Origin of the sequence: Lutimaribacter saemankumensis, from assembly GCF_900100005.1 — a bacterium.
Taxonomy (GTDB): Bacteria; Pseudomonadota; Alphaproteobacteria; order Rhodobacterales; family Rhodobacteraceae; genus Lutimaribacter; species Lutimaribacter saemankumensis.
In genome coordinates, this window is sequence record NZ_FNEB01000007.1 from 214,238 (window position 1) to 235,356 (window position 21,119).

Annotated in this window: 21 protein-coding genes, 1 tRNA gene and 2 riboswitches; of the genes, 16 read left to right on the forward strand and 6 right to left on the reverse strand. The window is 65.1% G+C overall.

The window, feature by feature from the left end; translation table 11 throughout:
* Nucleotides 1-215 precede the first annotated feature (215 nt).
* Nucleotides 216-291, reverse strand: a tRNA-Lys gene (locus BLT50_RS14210).
* A gap of 136 nt (nt 292-427) precedes the next feature.
* Between BLT50_RS14210 and dapF the strand changes: the two genes are divergently transcribed.
* The 7 genes from dapF to BLT50_RS14245 all read left to right on the forward strand — a co-directional run bounded on the left by dapF (nt 428) and on the right by BLT50_RS14245 (nt 6,827).
* Nucleotides 428-1,210, forward strand: a complete 783-nt coding sequence (gene dapF / locus BLT50_RS14215; protein WP_245723396.1) for a diaminopimelate epimerase — start codon at nt 428-430, stop codon at nt 1,208-1,210.
* 2 nt (nt 1,211-1,212) lie between these two features.
* Nucleotides 1,213-2,475 (forward strand): tRNA (N(6)-L-threonylcarbamoyladenosine(37)-C(2))-methylthiotransferase MtaB, encoded by a 1,263-nt coding sequence (gene mtaB, locus BLT50_RS14220; protein ID WP_090029367.1) that lies wholly within the window; start codon nt 1,213-1,215, stop codon nt 2,473-2,475.
* Between the two features lie 87 nt (nt 2,476-2,562).
* On the forward strand, nt 2,563-3,183 hold the full coding sequence (locus BLT50_RS14225) for an FMN-binding negative transcriptional regulator (protein WP_090029368.1): 621 nt from the start codon (nt 2,563-2,565) through the stop codon (nt 3,181-3,183).
* A gap of 50 nt (nt 3,184-3,233) precedes the next feature.
* Complete coding sequence (locus tag BLT50_RS14230) at nt 3,234-3,839, forward strand: glutathione S-transferase (protein ID WP_090029369.1); 606 nt, start codon at nt 3,234-3,236, stop codon at nt 3,837-3,839.
* A 287-nt stretch (nt 3,840-4,126) separates the two neighbouring features.
* On the forward strand, nt 4,127-4,687 hold the full coding sequence (gene petA / locus BLT50_RS14235) for a ubiquinol-cytochrome c reductase iron-sulfur subunit (protein ID WP_090029370.1): 561 nt from the start codon (nt 4,127-4,129) through the stop codon (nt 4,685-4,687).
* 12 nt (nt 4,688-4,699) lie between these two features.
* The gene (gene petB, locus BLT50_RS14240) at nt 4,700-6,022 is read left to right on the forward strand and encodes a cytochrome b (RefSeq protein ID WP_090029371.1); all 1,323 of its coding nucleotides are present in this window, start codon (nt 4,700-4,702) and stop codon (nt 6,020-6,022) included.
* Between the two features lie 16 nt (nt 6,023-6,038).
* Nucleotides 6,039-6,827, forward strand: coding sequence for a cytochrome c1 (locus BLT50_RS14245; protein ID WP_090029372.1), 789 nt, complete (start codon nt 6,039-6,041; stop codon nt 6,825-6,827).
* Nucleotides 6,828-6,892: 65 nt separating this feature from the next.
* On the opposite strand, the gene BLT50_RS14250 is transcribed toward BLT50_RS14245, so the two are convergent.
* The 3 genes from BLT50_RS14250 to thiB are packed head-to-tail and all read right to left on the reverse strand — an operon-like array spanning nt 6,893 to nt 10,107.
* Nucleotides 6,893-7,588, reverse strand: a complete 696-nt coding sequence (locus BLT50_RS14250) for a thiamine ABC transporter ATP-binding protein (protein WP_090029373.1) — start codon at nt 7,586-7,588, stop codon at nt 6,893-6,895.
* The gene (locus BLT50_RS14255) at nt 7,575-9,164 is read right to left on the reverse strand and encodes a thiamine/thiamine pyrophosphate ABC transporter permease ThiP (RefSeq protein WP_090029374.1); all 1,590 of its coding nucleotides are present in this window, start codon (nt 9,162-9,164) and stop codon (nt 7,575-7,577) included. Before BLT50_RS14255 ends, BLT50_RS14250 begins: the two co-directional genes overlap by 14 nt.
* Complete coding sequence (gene thiB / locus BLT50_RS14260; RefSeq protein WP_090029375.1) at nt 9,124-10,107, reverse strand: thiamine ABC transporter substrate binding subunit; 984 nt, start codon at nt 10,105-10,107, stop codon at nt 9,124-9,126. The genes BLT50_RS14255 and thiB overlap by 41 nt, the downstream gene beginning before the upstream one ends.
* Before the next feature lie 40 nt (nt 10,108-10,147).
* Nucleotides 10,148-10,250, reverse strand: a riboswitch (TPP riboswitch).
* A gap of 65 nt (nt 10,251-10,315) precedes the next feature.
* A riboswitch (TPP riboswitch) is annotated at nt 10,316-10,412 on the forward strand.
* 51 nt (nt 10,413-10,463) lie between these two features.
* Between thiB and thiM the strand changes: the two genes are divergently transcribed.
* The 6 genes from thiM to BLT50_RS14290 all read left to right on the forward strand — a co-directional run bounded on the left by thiM (nt 10,464) and on the right by BLT50_RS14290 (nt 15,427).
* Nucleotides 10,464-11,252 carry a hydroxyethylthiazole kinase gene (gene thiM / locus BLT50_RS14265; RefSeq protein ID WP_090029376.1) on the forward strand — a complete coding sequence of 263 codons (789 nt, stop codon included), beginning with the start codon at nt 10,464-10,466 and terminating at the stop codon, nt 11,250-11,252.
* Entirely contained in the window at nt 11,249-11,854 is a 606-nt protein-coding gene (gene thiE, locus BLT50_RS14270) for a thiamine phosphate synthase (RefSeq protein WP_090029377.1), read from the forward strand. The genes thiM and thiE overlap by 4 nt, the downstream gene beginning before the upstream one ends.
* Nucleotides 11,851-12,645, forward strand: a complete 795-nt coding sequence (thiD, locus tag BLT50_RS14275) for a bifunctional hydroxymethylpyrimidine kinase/phosphomethylpyrimidine kinase (RefSeq protein ID WP_090029378.1) — start codon at nt 11,851-11,853, stop codon at nt 12,643-12,645. Before thiE ends, thiD begins: the two co-directional genes overlap by 4 nt.
* 79 nt (nt 12,646-12,724) lie before the next feature.
* Nucleotides 12,725-13,828 (forward strand): chorismate synthase, encoded by a 1,104-nt coding sequence (aroC, locus tag BLT50_RS14280; protein ID WP_090029379.1) that lies wholly within the window; start codon nt 12,725-12,727, stop codon nt 13,826-13,828.
* Nucleotides 13,825-14,490, forward strand: a complete 666-nt coding sequence (locus tag BLT50_RS14285; protein WP_245723397.1) for an HD domain-containing protein — start codon at nt 13,825-13,827, stop codon at nt 14,488-14,490. The genes aroC and BLT50_RS14285 overlap by 4 nt, the downstream gene beginning before the upstream one ends.
* Nucleotides 14,483-15,427, forward strand: a complete 945-nt coding sequence (locus BLT50_RS14290; RefSeq protein WP_090029403.1) for an AEC family transporter — start codon at nt 14,483-14,485, stop codon at nt 15,425-15,427. The genes BLT50_RS14285 and BLT50_RS14290 overlap by 8 nt, the downstream gene beginning before the upstream one ends.
* Before the next feature lie 6 nt (nt 15,428-15,433).
* Here the strand turns inward: BLT50_RS14290 and BLT50_RS14295 are convergent, their stop codons facing one another.
* A complete protein-coding gene (locus tag BLT50_RS14295) occupies nt 15,434-16,456 on the reverse strand; it encodes an NAD(P)/FAD-dependent oxidoreductase (RefSeq protein ID WP_090029380.1) in 1,023 nt (340 codons plus the stop codon).
* Nucleotides 16,457-16,509: 53 nt separating this feature from the next.
* Here BLT50_RS14295 and mnmC2 point away from each other — a divergent pair, with 53 nt between their 5' ends.
* A complete protein-coding gene (gene mnmC2 / locus BLT50_RS14300) occupies nt 16,510-17,190 on the forward strand; it encodes a tRNA (5-methylaminomethyl-2-thiouridine)(34)-methyltransferase MnmC2 (RefSeq protein ID WP_090029381.1) in 681 nt (226 codons plus the stop codon).
* A 14-nt stretch (nt 17,191-17,204) separates the two neighbouring features.
* A complete protein-coding gene (locus BLT50_RS14305; RefSeq protein WP_090029404.1) occupies nt 17,205-18,071 on the forward strand; it encodes a DMT family transporter in 867 nt (288 codons plus the stop codon).
* Here BLT50_RS14305 and BLT50_RS14310 read toward each other — a convergent pair.
* A complete protein-coding gene (locus BLT50_RS14310; RefSeq protein WP_090029382.1) occupies nt 18,068-20,026 on the reverse strand; it encodes a lytic transglycosylase domain-containing protein in 1,959 nt (652 codons plus the stop codon). The genes BLT50_RS14305 and BLT50_RS14310 overlap by 4 nt on opposite strands.
* Before the next feature lie 148 nt (nt 20,027-20,174).
* Between BLT50_RS14310 and dapA the strand changes: the two genes are divergently transcribed.
* A complete protein-coding gene (gene dapA / locus BLT50_RS14315; protein WP_090029383.1) occupies nt 20,175-21,050 on the forward strand; it encodes a 4-hydroxy-tetrahydrodipicolinate synthase in 876 nt (291 codons plus the stop codon).
* The last annotated feature ends 69 nt before the right edge of the window (nt 21,051-21,119 follow it).

Below are 21,119 nucleotides of genomic sequence, written 5' to 3' on the forward strand. Positions count from 1 at the left end.
GCGCTGTAGCAACGCCACAGTAGCGGTCACTGGGGGCGAAACGCTGACCTTTGTGCAGCGCTACACCGAGGCCGCTGGCCGTGAAGGCATGGCCGATTCCGCCATCGAGAAACTGATCGCCCGCCCGAATGGCGAGCGCAATTCGGCAGGCCACTCGGGGAGGCTTGCCAAATCCGAAACCAACCCCAAACAGGGGAATGACAACTTGTATGAAGTGGTGAGCCGTGCAGGATTCGAACCTGCGACCCACTGATTAAAAGTCAGTTGCTCTACCAACTGAGCTAACGGCCCACTAGGCGGCGTAATTAGAAAGACGCGCTTGCCGGGTCAACCCCGAAAAGCAGGTTTTTCGCGCGATCTCTGGATTCATTTCTGTACCGGGCGTATATGCCGGCCCATGACTACGCGCGCTGGCCATATTCCTTTCATGAAGATGCACGGACTCGGCAACGATTTCGTGGTTCTCGACATGCGCGCGCGGCGCATCGACATGACGCCCGACCTGGCGCGGGCGATGGCCGACCGGCATCGCGGGGTCGGGTTCGACCAGCTTGCGGTGATCGAACCCTCCGGCAGCGCGGATGCGCACCTGGTTTTCTACAATGCCGACGGCTCTTTCTCGGCGGCCTGTGGCAACGCGACCCGCTGTATCGCCCGGCATCTCATGGATGAAACCGGGGCGACCGAACTGACCCTGACAACGGATCGCGGCACCCTGCGCGCAAAGGATGCGGGTGCGGGGCTGACTGCGGTGAATATGGGCCATGCGATGATCCGGTGGGACGAAATTCCGCTTGCGCAGGATGTGGATACGCTGGCCCTGCCGATCGACGGGTCGCCCACCGCGACGTCCATGGGCAATCCGCACTGCACCTTTTTCGTGGACGATGCCGAGGCGGTCGATCTTCAGTCACGCGGCCCCGAGATCGAGCATCACCCGCTTTTCCCCGAACGCACGAATGTGCAGTTCGTGCATGTGATGGCGCCCGATGTGCTGCGCATGCGCGTGTGGGAAAGGGGGACGGGCGTCACGCTTGCCTCAGGGTCGTCCTCCTGTGCCGTGGCCGTGGCCGCGCACCGTCGCGGGCTGACCGGGCCGGATGTCACGATTCACCTGGACGGTGGTGAAATCCGGGTACGCATCGCCCAGGATGGCGTCTGGATGACCGGGCCGACGGCGCATGTCTTCGACGGGGTCTGGCGGGGCTGATCATGACCAAGCCACCTGTTTTCGCAACGCTCGGCTGCCGGCTGAACGCCTACGAGACCGAAGCGATGAAGGATCTGGCCGAACAGGCCGGGATCGCCGATGCCGTGGTGGTCAATACCTGTGCCGTCACCGCCGAGGCGGTGCGCAAGGCGCGACAGGAAATCCGCAAACTGCGCCGCGACAACCCCTCGGCACGGATCATCGTGACAGGCTGCGCAGCCCAGACCGAGCCGGAAACGTTTTCCGCCATGGAAGAAGTCGATCACGTGATCGGCAACAGCGAAAAGATGCAGCCGCAAACCTGGGCCCGGCTGGCCCCGGATTTCGTGGGGCAGACCGAACGGGTGCAGGTGGATGACATCATGTCCGTGCGCGAAACCGCCGGGCACCTGATCGACGGGTTCGGCACGCGCAGCCGCGCCTATGTGCAGGTGCAGAACGGCTGCGATCATCGCTGCACCTTTTGCATCATTCCCTATGGCCGCGGCAATTCACGCAGCGTGCCGGCCGGCGTGGTCGTGGACCAGATCAAGCGGCTGGTCGACCGTGGCTACAACGAGGTGGTGCTGACCGGTGTCGATCTGACCAGTTGGGGCGCCGACCTGCCGGGCGGGCCCCGCCTGGGCGATCTGGTGATGCGTATCCTGCGGCTGGTGCCCGATCTGCCGCGGTTGCGGATCTCCTCGATCGACTCGATCGAGGCCGACGAGAATCTGATGCTGGCCATCGCGTCCGAGCCGCGCCTGATGCCGCATCTGCACTTGTCGTTGCAGCACGGGGACGACCTGATTTTGAAAAGGATGAAACGCCGTCATCTGCGCGACGATGCCATCCGCTTTTGCGAAGAGGCGCGCCGGCTGCGGCCTGACATGACCTTTGGCGCCGACATCATCGCGGGTTTCCCTACCGAATCCGACGCGCATTTCGAAAACTCCCTGCGCCTCGTGGATGAATGCGGCCTGACCTGGCTGCACGTGTTTCCGTATTCCAGGCGCGAGGGAACGCCGGCGGCACGCATTCCGCAACAGGTGAACGGAAAGATCATCAAGGACCGCGCCGCAAGGCTGCGCGCCGCAGGGGATGCGCAGGTCGCCCGCCATCTTGCCGCACAAAAGGGGCGGGTTCACAGCGTCCTGATGGAAAACCCGCGCATGGGCCGGACCGAGCAGTTCACCGAAGTGACCTTTGACGAGGACCGCCCCGAGGGTCAGATCGTCACCGCGACGATCACCGGATTGCAAGGGCAGCAACTGACGGCTGTCTGATCCACCCCGCCGAAACCGCGCGGTTTTGCACTGTTATCGCGCGCTTCTTCGTGGCTAGATTCCCCAAACCGCCAAAGGACCACCCAGATGCATCCCAATCCAGCTTTCCGGCAAATGCCGACCGATCGCAGCATCGCCTTCGCGCGCGAGCAGGGCTTTGGCCTCCTTGCCGTGTCGACGCCGGACGCCCCTCTGATCAGCCACATTCCCTTTCTGCTGAACGATGCGGGCACCGAAGCCGCGTTTCACCTTGTCCGGTCGAACCCGATCTGCCGGTTGGTGGGGCAGGGCGTGCCTGCGCGTCTCGCCGTGCAGGGGCCGCACGGCTATATCTCGCCCGATTGGTATGGCGTCGAAGACCAGGTGCCGACCTGGAATTATGTCGCCGTGCACCTCGTCGGGCGCATCGAACCGTTGCCCGATGACGCGCTGCATCCGATGCTGGATGACCTGTCCGAGCATTTCGAAGCCACGCTAGACCCCAAGCCGCGCTGGCGCACCGACAAGATGACGCCCGGTGTCATGGAAAGGATGATGCGCCAGATTCTTCCTTTCCGCATGATGATCGACGACGTGCAAAGCACTTGGAAACTGGGCCAGAACAAGCCCGAGGCCGCGCGCCTCGGGGCGGCCGAGGCGCTTTCCGGCACCGATCCCGAACTGTCGGCACTGATGCTTAGCCCGCCGGACGCCAAGCCCATTGCATAAGCGCACAAGCGATGTAGGGTTTCGCAAACAAAATCGAACGGGGTGGCCCAATGAAACTGATTTCCTCTCCTGCATCGCCCTATGTGCGCAAGGTGCGCGTTCTGATCCACGAGGCCGGACTTGGCGACGAGGTGACGGAACTGCCGGTCAAGACGACGCCGATGGACACGGCCGCCGATGTAGCGGCAGCGAATCCCCTGGGAAAGATCCCCGCGCTGATCCGTGACGAAGGCCCGGCAATCTACGACAGCCGCGTGATCTGCCGGTATCTCGATGCCCATGCTCAGGCCGGGCTCTACCCCGAATCGCGCCTGTGGGAGGTTCTGACGCTCGAAGCGACAGCCGACGGGATCCTCGATTCCGCGATCGGCATCGTCTACGAGAAACGCTTTCGCCCCGAGAACATGCAATCCGAGGATTGGATGGAGGCGCAGTGGGCAAAGATCGAACGTTCGCTCGACGCGTTGGGCAAGATGTGGATGAGCCATCTGAGCGGCCCTCTCGACATGGGGCAGGTCGCCGTGGGGTGCGCGCTTGGCTATCTCGATTTCCGCCACGACGCACGGCAATGGCGCAAGGGGCGCGGGGCCTTGGATGATTGGTTCGCGGCTTTCGCGCAGCGGCCATCGATGAAGGCGACCGCACCCACCGACTGATCGCGCCGGACGCCTTGCCCCGGCTGATCATGGCAATATGCACCTGCGGCAATCTATCCCTTGAGGCCCGGTCGGACCCGACTATTCCTTCTTCAGGCGAAACAAATTCGCCTGAATTACCGGGCATTGCCTGATACGGACAGCACACAGGTGCGGCGCATCAAACTGCGCGGCATTGTCCGCTGGACTGTAGGGAAAAGCACGGTTAAACACGCGCACGGAATTGGCTGCAGCCCATGCGGCCCCACCCGCATTGGCCGGTTACGGCTGAAGAAGGAGAGAACCTCGTGTCCCACGCAGAAGATCACGAAGGCACCCGCAGAGATTTCCTCTACTACGCCACGGCTGGCGCAGGTGCCGTCGCCACCGGTGCGGCCGTCTGGCCGCTGGTCAATCAGATGAACCCCTCCGCCGACGTGCAGGCGCTCAGCTCGATCCGCGTCGACGTGTCCGGCGTTGCGGTCGGTTCGCAGCTTTCGGTGAAATTCCTCGGCAAGCCGGTGTTCATTCGCCGCCGCACCGCCGAAGAGATCGAAGCGGCCCGCTCGGTCGAGGTCGACCAGCTGCCCGATCCGAACTCGGAAAACCCCAACAAGCCCGGCACCGACGCAAGCGACGTCAACCGCACGATGGACGAAGCCGGTGAATGGCTGGTCATGATCGGCGTCTGCACCCACCTGGGTTGTGTGCCGATCGGCAATGGCGCGGGCGATTTCGGTGGCTGGTTCTGCCCCTGCCACGGGTCGCACTACGATCAGGCCGGCCGCATCCGCAAGGGCCCCGCGCCGCGCAACCTCGATATTCCCGTCGCCGAATTCGTCGACGAGACGACGATCAAACTGGGATAAGGAAACGCGCTCATGTCCGGAATTCCGCACGATCATTACGAGCCGAAAACAGGTGGCGAAAAGTGGCTGCACAGCCGCCTGCCCATCGTCGGCCTTCTGTATGACACCATCATGATCCCCACACCCAAGAACCTGAACTGGATGTGGATCTGGGGCATCATCCTGACCTTCTGCCTTGCACTGCAGATCGTCACCGGCATCATTCTTGTGATGCACTACACGCCGCATGTGGACATGGCATTCGCCAGTGTCGAACACATCATGCGCAACGTGAACGGCGGCCACATGCTGCGTTACCTGCACTCGAACGGCGCATCGCTGTTCTTCGTCGCGGTCTACATGCACATTTTCCGCGGTCTCTATTACGGCTCCTACAAGGCCCCGCGCGAGATCACCTGGATCATCGGCATGTTGATCTATCTCTGCATGATGGGCACCGCCTTCATGGGCTACGTTCTGCCCTGGGGTCAGATGTCGTTCTGGGGTGCAACGGTTATCACCGGCCTCTTTGGCGCGATCCCGTTCATCGGCGAACCGATCCAGACCTGGCTGCTGGGCGGCCCGGCCGTGGACAACGCCACGCTGAACCGGTTCTTCTCGCTCCATTACCTGCTGCCCTTCGTGATCGCGGCGCTGGTTGCGGTGCATATCTGGGCCTTCCACACCACCGGCAACAACAACCCCACCGGGGTCGAGGTTCGCCGCGGTTCCAAGGAAGAGGCGGAAAAAGACACCGTTCCCTTCTGGCCCTACTTCGTGATCAAGGATCTGTTCGCACTGGCGGTGATCCTGGTGGTCTTCTTCGCGATTGTCGGCTTCATGCCCAACTACCTGGGCCACCCCGACAACTACATCGAAGCGAACCCGCTGGCGACGCCTGCGCACATCGTGCCTGAATGGTACTTCCTGCCGTTCTACGCGATCCTGCGTGCCTTTACCGGCGATGTCTGGGTCGTGATCGCGGCCAACTGGATCACCGGCGGCATCGTCGATGCCAAGTTCTTTGGTGTTCTGGCGATGTTCGGTGCGATCGCCGTCATGGCGCTGGCGCCCTGGCTGGACACCAGCCGCGTGCGCTCGGGCCGGTATCGTCCGATGTTCAAGTGGTGGTTCGCGCTGCTCTGCGTCGACTTCGTCGTGCTGATGTGGCTGGGCGCCATGCCCGCGGAAGAGCCTTATGCGACCTTCTCGCTGATCGCATCGGCCTACTGGTTCGCCTACTTCCTGGTCATCCTGCCGCTTCTGGGCGTGATCGAGAAGCCGACCGAACAGCCGGCCACGATCGAGGAAGACTTCAATGCCCATTACGGCAAAGCCGAAACTCCGGCTGAATAAGAAAGGACCAAAGGAAATGCTGAAGAAACTTGCGATCTCCGCAGTGGCAGCCCTGGCCCTTTCGGGTGGGGCGGCCCTGGCCGCCGGCGCCGAGGGCCATGTGCACGATGTCGATTTCTCGTTCGAGGGGCCGTTCGGCACTTTCGACCAGAACCAGCTGCAGCGTGGCCTCAAGGTGTACACCGAGGTCTGCTCGGCCTGTCACGGCCTGAAATACGTGCCGCTGCGCACGCTGGGTGACGAAGGCGGCCCGCACTACTCCGAAGACGAAGTGCGCGCCTATGCCGAGCGTTTCGAAGTGTTCGATCCCGAGCTGGACGATTTCCGTCCTGCCAACCCGACCGACCACTTCCCCGGTTCCAGCCTCGAGAACGCGCCGGACCTCAGCCTGATGGCCAAGGCCCGCGCAGGGTTCCACGGGCCGTATGGCACGGGTCTGAACCAGCTGTTCAAGGGTATCGGCGGGCCGGAATACATCGTCTCGCTCCTGACCGGTTACACCGGTGAGGAAAAGGAAGAGGCCGGAACGCTCTATTACGAAAACACTGCCTTCCCGGGTGGCTGGATCGCCATGGCGCCGCCGCTGTTCGACGAAGCGGTGGAATTCGATGACGGGCACGACAACTCGATCCATCACATGGCCGAAGACGTGTCCGCATTCCTGATGTGGGCGGCTGAACCCAAGATGATGGCGCGCAAACAGGCCGGTTTCGTGGCGGTTCTGTTCCTTGTGGTGCTGTCGGTTCTTCTCTACCTCACCAACAAGCGCATCTGGGCGCCGGTGAAGGGCAAGAAAACCGCCTGATCCCCAGGCAGGTAAATGATTGTGAAACCCCGCCGGTTCCGGCGGGGTTTTTCTTTGTCCGAAGGTCAGTTCCCCAGATAGGCGCGCAACCCCGGTGGCGGGTTGTCCAGCAGGGGCGCGGTTGCGACGGGCGGCGCTGCGCACCCGTCATCCACCAGCACCGTCAGCGGGCATATCCGCCTTGCATCGTCCGGGTCGTGGCTGACCATCAGCAGGGTCGCACCGGTTTCGGCCACGAGTTCGGCCACGAGGTCGAGCATCTCGGTCTTGAGAGCGGGCCCAAGCGCGGCAAAGGGTTCGTCCAGCAGAACGATGGGTTTGCGTTGAACCAGCACCCGCGCCAGCGCCGCGCGTCCCTGTTGCCCACCCGAAAGGTTCGCTGGGCGCCGTTCCCCCATACCATCGAGCCCGACACGCCCCAGAGCCTGCGCAACGCGCGCCCGGTCCTCGGGCGAAAGCCGCAGATCCGGGCGCAGGCCAAGCCCGACATTCTGCGCAACGCTCAAATGCGGGAACAGGTTGTTGTCCTGAAACAGCATGGCAACGGGACGGCGTGCAGGCGGGGCATCGGTGATGTCAGTTCCGTCCCACGACAGCCGGCCGGAGGACAACTCCAGAAATCCGGCCAGCGCGTTCAGCAGGGTCGATTTCCCCGCGCCACTCGGGCCGATCACGGCCACGCGCGCGCCTGCGTCTATCGACAAGTCCGCATCCATGCGAAAATCGCCCTGTTCGATGCGCACGGCGTCAAACCGAAGCATTGTCGCGCCCTCCCTTGTCGAAAACCCAGAACAGCGCAAGGCTGAGCGCCAGCAACAACAGACCTGCGCCAGCCGCCGCATCCATGCGATAGGCGCCCATCAACCGCAGGATTTGCAACGGCAGGGTTGCGTTCTCCATGTCTGCGAACAGCGCGATCACCCCCAGATCACCCATCGAGAGCGCCGCGGTCAAGCCGGCGGAAAAGCCCAGCACGGGGCGCAGCCTTGGCAGGATGAGCCACCGCAACCGCACACCCCCCGTCATCCCCAGCGAGGTGGCCAACCGGCCATGCGTCTCTTCGATTTCCCGCAGGCGGAGCAGGATCATCCGCAACGCAAAGGGCAAGGCCATCACCGCATTCACCAGCGCGGTCACACCCAGTGCCAAGCGCGCGGGATCGACCCAGGGGTTCACGATCAGGAACAACCCGGTGCCGATGACCAGTGGTGAAATCGCGATACCCATAAGGCCGAAACCCTCCACCCACGGCCTGCGCAAGGCAAGCGTTGCCAGCGCCATGGCCAGCGACAGGCACAGCACCGTTGCAACAAGCGACACCGCCAGCGACACCGCGGCGGCATTCCAGACCTGCGCCGGCATTTCCATGAGGCCGGCCGCACCGTGCCAGACCACCGCAGCAAGTGGTGTCAGCAGGAACAAGGCCGCCAGCAGGATAAGCACCGCGTCCTGCGTCCGCAAAAGCGGCGTTTCCGCCTCCCACCGGCGCTGAATGCGGTCAAGCCCTGCACCGAAACCCGTAGCCGGGTTGACCCGCAACGCCAGCGCGGCGGCTGCGATAACAAGGACAAGCTGCATGACGGCCAGAACGGCAGCCCGGCCCAGATCGAAGTCGAAGTGGAACGCCTGGTAGATCGCCAGCTCCAGCGTCGTGGCCCGAGGCCCGCCCCCGAGTGTCAGCGCGACAGCAAAGCTCGACAGGCACAATGCAAAGACGATCAGCGCCGCGCCGGGCAGCACAGTCCGCAGCATCGGCCATTCCAGTATACGCAGCACCGTTCCGGGCGACATGCCAAGGCTGGCCGCCAGCCGGAAGCGTTCGGCGGGGATCGCCTGCCAGCCTTGCAGGATCATGCGGGTCGCAAGCGGCAAGTTGAAGAACACATGCGCCAGTACGACGCCATGCAGGCCATAGATCTGAACGCGCGGCAGACCCAGCCACAGCAGTGCATCGTTCAACACGCCCCCCCGGCCGAACACCGCGAGCAGGCCGAGCACTGCGACGATCACCGGCAAAATGAAAGGCGCGCCCAGCAGCGTGATCAGAACCCCACGCCCGGGAAACCGGCGCCGCGCCAATGCGCGCGCCACGGGTACGGCAAGCGCGACCGAAATCACCGCCGACAAAACCGCCTGCAGAACCGTGAAGCGCAGCGCCGCCCAATCCGCCGCCACGGGCCAGCCCCCGCCGCCCGCGCGCAATGTCACGGCGGCCAGCGGGCCTAGGATCAGCGCGCACAGAAACAGCCCGGCCAGCAGGCCGGGCCAATCGGGCAAGGACGTGCGCCGCGTCACACTAGCGCGCCAGCGCGGCTTGCCATTCGGCGATGGCTGCATCGCGCATTGCACGGGCCTCTTCCGGGTTCAGAAGCAGCGCCTTGCCCGGCGTGATCAGCGTTTCGAACCCTTCGGGCAGTCCTGCTTCGGGCGTTTTGGCGGGATACATCCAGTTGGTTGTGGGGATCACCGATTGGAAGGCATCGGTCAGCATGAAAGACAGGAACTGATCGGCCAGATCCGACTGGTCCGTCCCCGCGAGTTTGGCCGCGACCTCGACCTGCATGTAATGCCCTTCTGCCATCTGGACGGCCGTCTTGGTGGCATCGTCCTCGGCGATCAGGTGATAGGCGGGCGATGTCGTATAGGACAGCACCATGTCGGCCTCACCTTCCAGGAAAAGGCCATAGGCTTCGGACCAGCCGGGGGTGACTGTGACGATGTTGTCGGCCAGACCTTCCCACACGGCACCCGCCTCGTCGCCATAGGCCGCCTTGACCCACATCACCAGCCCCAGCCCGGGGGTGGAACTGCGCGGGTCCTGGATGACGATCGTGGTATCGCTGTCGCCCAATGCGCGGAAATCGCCGGGCGCTTGCAGATCGGCATCAGCGACAAAGGCGAAATAGCCCCAGTCGAAGGGCAGGAACGTATCGTCCGTCCAGGCGATCGGCATGTCGAAATCTGCGTCGACGCCGTGCGGGGCGAACAGTCCGGTTTCGCGGGCCGCGGCCGTCAGGTTGGTATCGAGCCCCAGAACGATATCGGCATCGGTCCGTGCACCTTCCAGCCGGAGCCGCGACAACAGCGCCGCACCGTCGCCCGCGCCCACGAATTGCAGGTCGCAGGCGCATTGCGCCTCGAACGCCTCTTCCACGGCGGGGCCAGGCCCCCAATCGGAAACGAAGCTGTCATAGGTATAGACGGTCAGAACGGGCCGATCCTGTGCCGCCGCCATCGTGGCGGTTGCGATCAGTCCTGTAGCAAGCAGCAGATTGCGCATGGCATCCTCCTTTTTTGCGACGGACGGGGCGAGAGCCTTGGAGGATGTCCAATCCCTTCCCTCCGCCGGTGTTAACCGGTTCAGGTTCAACGGGTTCGCGTCGCCGCATCTCAGCCCCTGTCAGAGCACCCCGAGGTGATGCAGACGGTAATGTTTGCACCGCCCCACTTCAAGGGGTGGCAGTCGCCGCGAGAATCGCATTAACCTTGCCGCACGACAGGGGCGTCCCGGTTTTCCGGGGCTGAGAAGCACCCTTTGAACCTGAACCAGATCATGCTGGCGGAGGAAGTCGCGGTTTCAGCCCTTGGTGACAGGGCTGCGTCCGGTCAGTCGCTCCGCCTCGGAAGGAGTTTGATATGACCGACTGGGGCACTTACCTCGAAACGATGCGCAGCCAGGCGCCGCTGGTGCAGAACATCACCAACTATGTCGCGATGAACGTCATGGCGAATGTCATGCTGGCGGCGGGCGCGTCCCCCGCGATGGTGCATGACGAAGCCGAGTCTGGCGAGTTCGCCGCCATCGCGCAGGCGTTGACCGTGAATATCGGCACGCTCAGCCCCCACTGGCTGCGCGGGATGGAGGCGGCGGCCCGCGCCACGCGCGAAGCGGGCAAGCCCTGGGTGCTCGACCCGGTGGCCGTGGGTGCGACCGCCCTGCGCCGCAGCGCGGGTGCGCGCCTGCTGGCGCTGAAGCCGACCGTCATTCGCGGGAATGCGTCCGAGGTGCTGGCGCTGGCCGGGGCAGATGCCGCCGGCAAGGGGGCGGATGCCGCCGACAGCGTGGCCGCTGCCGAAGACGCTGCTTGTGCCCTTGCACTTCAGACCGGCGGCGTGGTCGCCGTGACCGGGGCGCAGGATTTCGTAACCGATGGCGACACGGCCTGGCGCATCGACAATGGCCATCCCCTGATGCCGCGCATCACCGTCATGGGCTGTTCGCTGACCGGTGTGGTGGGCGCGTTCCTCGTCGGGCAGGACGCATTGCCTGCGACCGTTGCCGCGCTGGCTTATTACGGCTTGGCGGGTGAACGCGCGGGTGCGGCGGCGCAGGGGCCTGGGTCTTTCCAGCCAGCATTCCTGGACGCGCTTTACACCTTGGGGCCCGACGACGTGACACGCGGCGTAAAGGTCACCCAGGCATGAGCATCGGGATTTATTTCGTAACCCCCGACGGGTGCGACGACGCGCTGGTGCGTGCGGCGCTCGCCGGTGGGGCGGGCATGATCCAACTGCGCGACAAAACCGCAACCGATGCCGAAATGACCGCGCAAGCCCGGCGGCTGCTGCCCTTGTGCAAGGCCGGCGGTGTCCCCCTGATCGTGAACGACCGGCTTGACGTGGCGCTTGCCAGCGGGGCGGACGGTTTGCACATGGGCCATGGCGACGGCGATCCGGCCCGGATGCGCGCGGCGCTTGGCCCCGGCCGGCATCTCGGCCTGTCGATCGAAATGTCCGATCAGCTTGGTGGCATGCCTGCCCAAGGTATCACCCTGATCGGTATAGGCCCCGTCCACGCGACCGCGACCAAGCCCGACCACGCCGCGCCGCTTGGCCCGGACGGCGCGGCGCGGATCGCGCGGCGCAGCCCTGTTCCCGCCGTTGCCATCGGCGGCTTGTCGGCCACCGACATTCCCACACTGAAACGCGCGGGTTTCGCCGGGGTCGCCGTTGTGTCGGCCATCGCCTCGGCGCCCGATCCCGAGGCGGCCACCCGCGCACTTGTCCAAGACTGGAGAACCGCATGATCCCCAATATCCTTTCCATCGCAGGCTCCGACCCGTCCGGCGGGGCGGGCATCCAGGCCGATATCAAGGCGATCAGCGCCAATGGCGGATACGCCATGGCGGCAATAACCGCATTGACGGCGCAGAACACCCAAGGCGTGCAGGGCGCGCAGTTGATCGCACCCGATTTCGTCGCGGCGCAGGTCGCATCGGTTTTCGACGATATCCGCGTGGATGCCGTGAAGATCGGGATGCTCGGGGACGCCGCGATTGCGCAATCCGTGGCGGGTGCCTTGCAGGGCCGCGACGTGCCCATCGTGCTCGACCCGGTCATGGTCGCCAAGGGCGGTGACAGGCTGCTGGCGGCGGATGCCGTTGCGGTTCTGCGCGACATCCTGCTGCCCATGGCCACGGCCGTCACGCCGAACCTTCCCGAAGCGGCCGACCTTCTGGGTATGGCCGAGGCCGCGTCACGCGACGAGATGGTCACCCAGGCACAGGCGCTTCTTGCGCTTGGTCCGAGGGCCGTCCTGCTCAAGGGTGGGCACCTGTCGGGGGATGACAGCCCGGACCTTTTGTTGACGGCGGATGCTGCGCATTGGCTGCCCGGGCCACGGATCGGCACGCGCAACACGCACGGCACCGGTTGCACATTGTCTTCGGCCCTGGCCACCCAGCTTGCGCTGACGGGCGATCCTTTGGCCGCCGCCCGCGCGGCCAAGACCTATGTCCAGCGGGCGATTGGTGCGGCGGACGGTCTGCAGGTCGGACAGGGGCAGGGACCGGTCGATCATTTCCACGGGCTGCGCTGACGCGTCGATGCCCGTTGCAATTGCGCCAGCCGCATCAATCGGGTAACCCCGCCCTGACCACATCCAAGGACAGGCGCCCATGTCGCTCAATTCATTCGGCCATCTTTTCCGCGTCACCACCTGGGGCGAAAGCCACGGGCCCGCTTTGGGCGCGACGGTCGACGGGTGCCCGCCGGGTGTCGCCATAGACGAGGCGCAGATCCAGCACTGGCTCGACCGCCGCAAGCCGGGCCAGTCTAAATACACCACACAGCGCCGCGAACCCGACCAGGTAAGGATCCTGTCCGGCGTGTTCGAAGGGCAGACAACCGGCACGCCGGTCCAGTTGATGATCGAAAACACCGACCAACGCTCCAAGGACTATTCCGAGATCGCCGAAAAGTTCCGCCCCGGTCATGCCGATATCACCTATTGGCAGAAATACGGCATCCGCGATTACCGCGGGGGCGGTCGCTCCAGCGCGCGGGAAACCGCGGCGCGCGTTGCCGCGGGCGGGCTGGCGCGGGCTGCGCTGAACGCGCTGGTGCCGGGGATCGAGATCAGGGGCTACATGACCCAGATCGGGCCGCATGGCATCGACCGCGACCGGTTCGACCCTGACCAGATCGACGCGAACCCGTTCTGGTGCCCCGATGCCACTGCGGCCGGTGACTGGGCCGACTATCTTGATGGCCTGCGCAAATCCGGCAACTCGGTCGGCGCCGTGGTCGAGGTCGTGGCCCGCGGTGTGCCCGCCGGGCTGGGGGCGCCGGTCTATGGCAAACTCGATACCGACCTCGCCGCCGCGATGATGAGCATCAATGCCGTCAAGGGCGTCGAGATCGGCGAGGGCATGGCAGCCGCCACCCTGACCGGCGAGGAAAACGCCGACGAGATCTTCATGGGCAACGATGGACGGCCCGTCTATTCGTCGAACCATGCGGGTGGCATCCTCGGTGGCATCAGCACCGGGCAGGACGTGGTGGTGCGCTTTGCCGTGAAACCCACCAGTTCGATCCTGAAGCCGCGCCAGACAATCACCAAGTCGGGCGAGGCGGCCGAGATCATCACCAAGGGCCGCCACGACCCCTGCGTGGGCATCCGTGCGGTGCCCGTCGGCGAGGCGATGATGGCCTGCGTGATCCTTGACCATTTGCTTCTGCATCGCGGCCAGATCGGGGAAAACCGGGGCAGCATCGGGTGACCGACGATCTGCGCCAAAGGCTCCGCGCGGTTGCCGGGGCCGCGATGGCGCAGGACAGCGCCCATGACCTTGCACATCTCGACCGCGTTTGGGCCAACGCGCAGGCCATCGCAGAGGGAGAGGGCGGGGCGGACACGCCCATTCTTTGCGCCGCCGCCTACCTGCATGATCTGGTAAACCTGCCAAAGGACGCGCCCGACCGCGCGCGGGCTTCGGCCATGTCGGCCAGCGCGGCCCGACCCCACCTGCAGGCGCTGGGGTTTGGGCCGGACCGCGTCGCCGCCGTTCAGCACGCGATAGAGGCGCATAGTTTCTCGGCCGGGATCACGCCCGAAACCCACGAGGCGCGCATCCTGCGCGATGCCGACCGGTTGGACGCGCTGGGCGCAATCGGTGTCGCCCGCGCCTTCGCCGTGTCGGGGGCGCTGGATCGTGCGCTTTACCATCCGGGCGACCCCTTTGCCGCGACACGCGTGCCCGACGATGGCACTTTCGCGCTGGATCACTGGCCCGCGAAACTGCTGCGTCTGCCCGACGGGATGACAACGGCCACAGGCCAGCGCATCGCGCGTGACCGTATCGCCGTCATGCTGCGTTTCGCGCACGATCTGGCGGATGAGATCGGCCACGATGCAAACGGGTGGAGCGCCGGCGATGTTTGACGTTCTCGGTATCGTCTTTCCGATCTTCGCCGCAGCCGGGCTTGGGTTCGGGCTGGTGCGTTTCAATGTGTTCAACCAGGCAGACATGCGTGTTCTGGGCCGCTATGTCCTGAATATCGCTCTGCCGGCGCTGTTATGCGGGGCGATTGCCCGGCGTGACCTGTCCGAGGTGCTGAATGCCGGCTACATGTGGGTGTTCGCGCTGGGCGGGCTGGCGACGATCACGATCATGTATCTTTGGGTCTGGCTGCAGGGTGTCGGGCCGGCACGACGCGGCGTGGCGGCGATGGGGGCATCCTGCCCCAATTCGGGCTATGTCGGGTATCCCGTCATGCTGCTGGTCTTCCCGGATTTTGCCGGGGTGATCCTTGCGCTCAATTTCATCGTCGAGAATTTCCTGCTGATCCCGATCTGCCTGATGCTGATGGAGCTTTCGCGCCCGCGCGCAGGCCGTTCGCTGTTGCATGTGCTGGGGTCGGTCTTCCTGAACCTGCTCAAACGTCCGATGGTTCTGGGCCTTTTGGCAGGCTTCGCCATATCGCTGAGCGGACTGGCCTTGCCGGGGCCGGTTCTGCGGGTTCTGGATATGCTTGCGGCCTCGTCCTCGGCGCTGGCGCTGGTGGTGATCGGCGGCTCGCTGGCCGGGCTCAGCGTGGCAGGCGACAAGCTTTTGGGCAGCCAGATCGCTCTGGGCAAGCTGGTGCTGCATCCCGCACTGGTCGCGGGGGCGCTGGTCTTGTTGCCGATGCTGGGCCTGCCTGTGCCCGATGGAACGCTTGCCACCGCCGTGGTCTTGTCCGCCGCGATGCCGATGTTCGGAATCTACCCGATCCTCGCACAGGAGTACGGGCATGAGGGGTTGGCCTCGCTCTCACTGATGCTGGCCACGACAGGCGCGGCCGTGACGCTGTCGGTGCTGCTGGCGTGGATGGTCTGAGGCAGCTCAGGCGCGGAAGCCGTCGGGAATGGCGTCACGGCCATCCAGCACCAGATCGGCCATCACCTGCGCCACCTTCGGGGCCATGCCGAACCCGATCTTGAACCCGCCATTCGCGATGAACTGCCCCGGATAAAGGGGATGCCCCCCCAGAACCGGTGCGCGCGATTTCGAACGTGGCCGCACCCCGGCCCAACGCTCGATCTCCGGTGCATCCCGCAAGGCCGGAACAGCGGCGCGGGCCTTGTCCAGCACGGCGTCCAATTGGGCATCCGTGGTGTCGGGCGCGTCGTAGTCGCGCTCGCTGGTCGATCCCACCGCAACGGTGCCATCGGCATGAGGCACGACATGCACGCCGTCGACGAAAAGTTGCGGCGCATCCCGGCGGTCCAGTTGCAGAAGAGCCGCCTGCCCCTTGACCCCGTTGCCGAAGGTCGCGCCCATTGCGCGGCTGATTTCTTCCAGCCCGGCGACACCGGTGGCCCAGACGACGGCCCCCTGATCGGGCGCCTGAGCTACAACCTCGGTCCCCCGCGATTGCAGCGCGGCCACCAGCGCGGCGCAGGCGTGGCGGGGATGCATCCGGGCGCTCAGCGTGTCGTGGATCAGCCAGCCGGTGGGCGTGGCCGGCGCCCAGTCGCCCACGGAAACCGCGCGCTTTACCTGCCAAACCGCGCGGTTTTGCCAAAGTGCCTGCGCACCCTCTGCCCGGTCATGCGCCAGTTCCAGCCCGCGTTCGTCCATGACCGGTTGCAACCGCCCCGCCCGCGCATAGCCTGGATCGACCCCACCCGCCGCGGCAACCCCGGCCCAGAAGGTTTCGGCCATCAGCAGGCTGTCGAGCTGGAATGCCTTCTTGTCGTTCCAGTTCTCGGGCACATGCGGGGCCAGCGCGCCGACCAGGCCGCCGCTACTGCCTGCACCCGGCCCGTTGGGATCGACCACGCGCACGACGGCGCCCCGCTGGGTGCAGACCCAGGCGATCGACAGGCCGAAAATGCCAGCCCCGCGTATTGTCACGTCCACCATTGCCATTGCCCTGCCGCCGGTTCATCCTCGCCCCCGGTTTAAGGGAACGGACGATGCAAGACCAGCGGGCGGACCTGGAATGGCGTGAGGGCGCGGTGCCGGTGTCGACCCGGTTCGACGATCCGTATTTCAGCCTGGAAAACGGGCTTGCGGAAACACGTCACACGTTCCTGGCGGGCAACGGCTTGCCGGCCCGTTTTCGTGACGGATTCCATATCGCCGAGCTGGGGTTCGGCACCGGGCTGAACGCGCTGGCCACGTTGCAGGCCTGGATGTCGGCAGGTGCGCCCGGACGGTTGGATTTCACAAGTTTCGAGGCTTACCCGATGGACGCCGCCGCCATGGAACAGGCACTGTCGGCGTTTCCCGAACTTGCGCCTTTGGCCACCCGGCTGATTGACGCCTGGGCCAGCGGCGCGCACCGGATCGACATGGGTCACGGCATGCTTTTGCATGTCGTCGCCGGCGATGCGCGCGAAACCCTGCCCGCGTGGGATGGCCGGGCGGATGCGTGGTTCCTGGACGGGTTTTCCCCGGCCAAGAACCCCGAGCTTTGGGGCTCTGACCTGATGCAGGCGGTGGCCGACCACACCGTGCCCGGTGGTACGGTCGCGACCTATACCGCGGCAGGGCATGTGCGGCGGGCGCTGGCCGCGGCCGGGCTTGCGGTCGAGCGTGTGCCGGGATACGGGCGCAAGCGTCACATGACCTCCGCCAGAAAGCCGCAGCCATGACCAGCGCCTACGTGATGAAGGAATCGAATGCCCGGCTGGGCATCATGCTGATGGTGGCGACCACCTTCGTATTTGCGATGCAGGACGGGATCAGCCGGCACCTTGCGGGCGAATACAACGTGTTGATGGTGGTGATGATCCGCTACTGGTTTTTCGCGGCCTTCGTGACGGCGGTTGCCGCACGAAAGGCGGGCGGGGTGCGCGCGGCGGCCGCCACCCGGCAGCCCTGGCTGCAATCCTTCCGCGCGGTGCTGCTGGTGGCAGAGATCTGCGTGGCCATCTGGGGGTTCACAATCCTCGGTCTGGTCGAAAGCCATGCGGTTTTCGCCTGCTACCCGCTGCTGATCGCGGCGCTATCCGGCCCGGTTCTGGGTGAATCGGTGGGCTGGCGGCGCTGGACGGCGATCGGCGTCGGGTTCCTTGGCATCGTGATCATCCTCGAACCGGGGTTCGGCGTGTTTCAGCCTGCGGCCATCATCCCGCTGGTGTCGGCGCTGATGTTCGCGCTCTACGGCCTGCTGACGCGCTATGCCGCGCGCAAGGACAGCGCCGCGACCTCGTTTTTCTGGACCGGGACCGTGGGCATGGTTGCCATGACCGCCGTTGGCGCGTGGTATTGGGAGCCGATGACCGGCGGCGACTGGATGTGGATGGGGCTGTTGTGCCTGACCGGCGCGGGCGGGCATTTCCTGCTGATCAAGACATATGAGGTCGCCGAGGCCAGCGTGGTGCAGCCTTTCGCCTATTTCCAGCTTGTCTTTGCCTCGGTCATGGGCGTGATCCTGTTCGACGAGGTGATCCGCGCCAACGTGGCGGTCGGCGCGTCGATCATCGTGGCGGCGGGGCTGTTCACCTTCTGGCGGGAACGCCAGGCGCGCTAGCGCGTCGGCGGCAGCAAGGTCCGCCCCACCAGTTCCTGCGAAAACGGCACCGGGTGCGGATCGCGCCCCAGCCGCGCACGGTAGACCGGCAGGCTTTCCGACACGCGCATCACGTAGTTCCGTGTTTCGCGGAAGGGGATGTGTTCGATCCAGTCGACGATATCCATGCCCCCCTTGCGGGGATCCCCCTGTTCTTCCATCCAGCGTTCGGGCCGGGATGGCCCCGCGTTGTATGCTGCCGCCACCATGATCACGTTCGCATCGAAACGCACCGCCAGTTCGCCCAGATACGCACTGCCGAGGATGGCGTTGTAGGATGGATCGTTCAGAACACGCGCGGGCTGATGATCGAGGCCGAGGCCGATTGCCACTTCGGCGGCGGTCGCCGGCATCAACTGCATCAACCCTTGTGCGCCCGCACCGCTGACGACGTTCGGGTCGAATTCGCTTTCGCGGCGGGCGATGGACAGCGCCATTTCGGCCGGCACGGGCAGCTTCATGTCCTTGAGAGGGTGCAGGGCGTAATACGGGCCGGGCAGGGTGATGCCACGCGCGGCACCGGCCTTGCCGATCATCACCGACAGGTGCGGCTGCCCCAGGTCCTGCGCCATCTGGCCAAGCTGGCCCAACTGCGTGCGATCCAGCGACTCTGCCAGATGGGCGAAGAACCTCTCGGCCATCGACACCTGCCCGGCATTGAGCGCAAGGATGCCTGCGCGATAAACGCTGGAGGACGTGAAAGGCGCCGTACGCCAGTCGGGGAAGCTTTCGGTTCCGGCCAATGCCGGATCGGGCGGCAGGCTGGCGCGCTCGGCGGCCAGCAGGCCGTAAAAGCTGGTCTGGTGTTCGGCCCCTTCGGAATAGGCCAGGCGCGCGGCCTCGGTATCGCCGAGCGCCTCTTGGGCGCGGCCGATCCAATATCCGGCCCGGCCCAGCGAAATCGGTGTTTCGACAGCCGCGCGGAACCTTTGGAAATGGTCCAGCGCCAGCGCCGGTTCCTTGAGATACGTTAGCGCGAGATACCCGGACAGCCATTCGAGATCGGCATAGTTCGATCCGCCCGTCAGCCAATGCGACGACGCCAGTGCATATGCCTGCGCCGCCCGGCCCGCGCGCATTTCGGACCGCGCCAGGTATCGCCGCCAGCCTGCCCAGGATTCCGGTTGCCCCAACCCGTCGGTCGATGCCGACTGCGCCAGCAGCAGCGTGATCGCGTCGTCGGTGCGGCCCTTGCGGATACGCCAGTCGAACCGTTCATAGGCAAGGCCGGCGTCGGCGGCCAGATCGCCGGGCACCGCAGCGATCATCGCATCCACCCCGTCGCGGTCGCGACGCAGCGCGATCCGGGCCTTGGCAAGGGCCTGCCAACCTTCGTCTACCAGCGGCAGCATCCTTTCGGCGTCACCCGTCAGGCCACGCCATAGCGCCATGTCCAGCCGTGCCTGGTGATGGGGCTGCAGCAGCTTGCCATGCCGTTCCAGGAACGCGGTGTGTTCGTCGTCATCGAGTTCCAGCGTGCGCCAGGCCAGCACCAGGCCGATTTCCGCCGCGCCCTCGCGCCCCGAAGCGATAAGCGCACGGGCATGGGCCAGCGCGCCCGTGCCGGTTTGCGGAATCTGCCCGTCGAAAAACCGCAGCACCAGATCGTCGGGGGCCTCGGCAGTCATCGGTTCGATGCGCTTGCGCAGCAGCTCGAGCCCCGGCCAATCCCCGTTGCGATCCAGAAAGGCGACCGCCTCGGCCAGGGTGCCGCGGCCCGCACGCAGGCTGATCCATTCCACGATGTCCGGGGCCGGGTCGCCCGCGCGTTGCGCCAGGGTGCGCGCGGTGTCCCATTGACCGGTGCGCACGGCATCGAGCGCCGAGGCCAGCGGCTTTGGCCCCTCTTGCGCGGTGGCGGGAACGGCGAGGCCAAGGATCAGGATCAGCGTGATCCGGCGCAACATCTCTTGCATTTTCTGCCCGAACAAAGGATAGAACGGCGCCAGCCTACCTTTGCCACCCGGCCGCTGCAATTCACGAACTTGGCAGTGCGGGACATCGGATCGGCGAGAAACAAATCTTCGGGTTGAATTGCCCGGTTGCGAAGAAAAGGAGCGTGTCATGTTCAAGGGATCCCTTCCTGCCCTGGTCACGCCGTTCAAGAACGGCGAAGTGGACTATGAGACGCTGAAGAAACTTGTCGAATGGCATGTGGGCGAAGGCTCGAACGGGCTCGTCCCCGTCGGCACCACCGGCGAAAGCCCGACCTTGACCCACCAGGAACATGAGCGCGTGATCGAAGTGGTGGTCGAAGCCGCCGCTGGGCGCATCCCGGTGATTGCGGGTGCAGGCAGCAACAACACGCTGGAAGCCATCCGTTTCATGCGGCACGCCGAAAAGGTCGGCGCAGATGCTGCATTGGTGGTAACGCCCTATTACAACAAGCCCACGCAGGATGGCATGATCGCGCATTTCACCGCGCTGCATGATTGCTGCGACCTGCCTATCATCATCTACAACATTCCGGGCCGCTCGGTCGTGGACATGACGCCCGACACGATGGGCAAGCTGGCCAAGCTGCCGCGCATCATCGGGGTGAAGGACGCGACAGGCGATCTGGCCCGCGTGCCGCGCCAGCGCATTACCTGTGGCACCAATTTCCTGCAGCTTTCGGGCGAGGACGCGACCGCGCTGGGCTTCAACGCGCATGGCGGTTTGGGGTGCATCTCGGTCACGGCGAATGTCGCACCGCGCCTGTGCGCCGAATTCCAGGCTGCAACGCTTGCGGGCGACTACAAGACCGCACTGGAATACCAGGACCGGCTGATGCCGCTGCATGACGCCATCTTTACCGAACCGGGCCTGTGCGGTGCGAAATACGGCATGTCCAAGCTGGGACTTTGTTCCGACGAAGTCCGCCTGCCCCTGATGGGACTGAGCGATGCGACCAAGGCCAAGATGGACGCAGCGATGCGTCATGCGGGCCTGATCAACTGATCCAGGCGACAGCGCGCCGAAACGAAAACGCCCCGCAATTTGCGGGGCGTTTTGTCTTTGCGGTTCGCC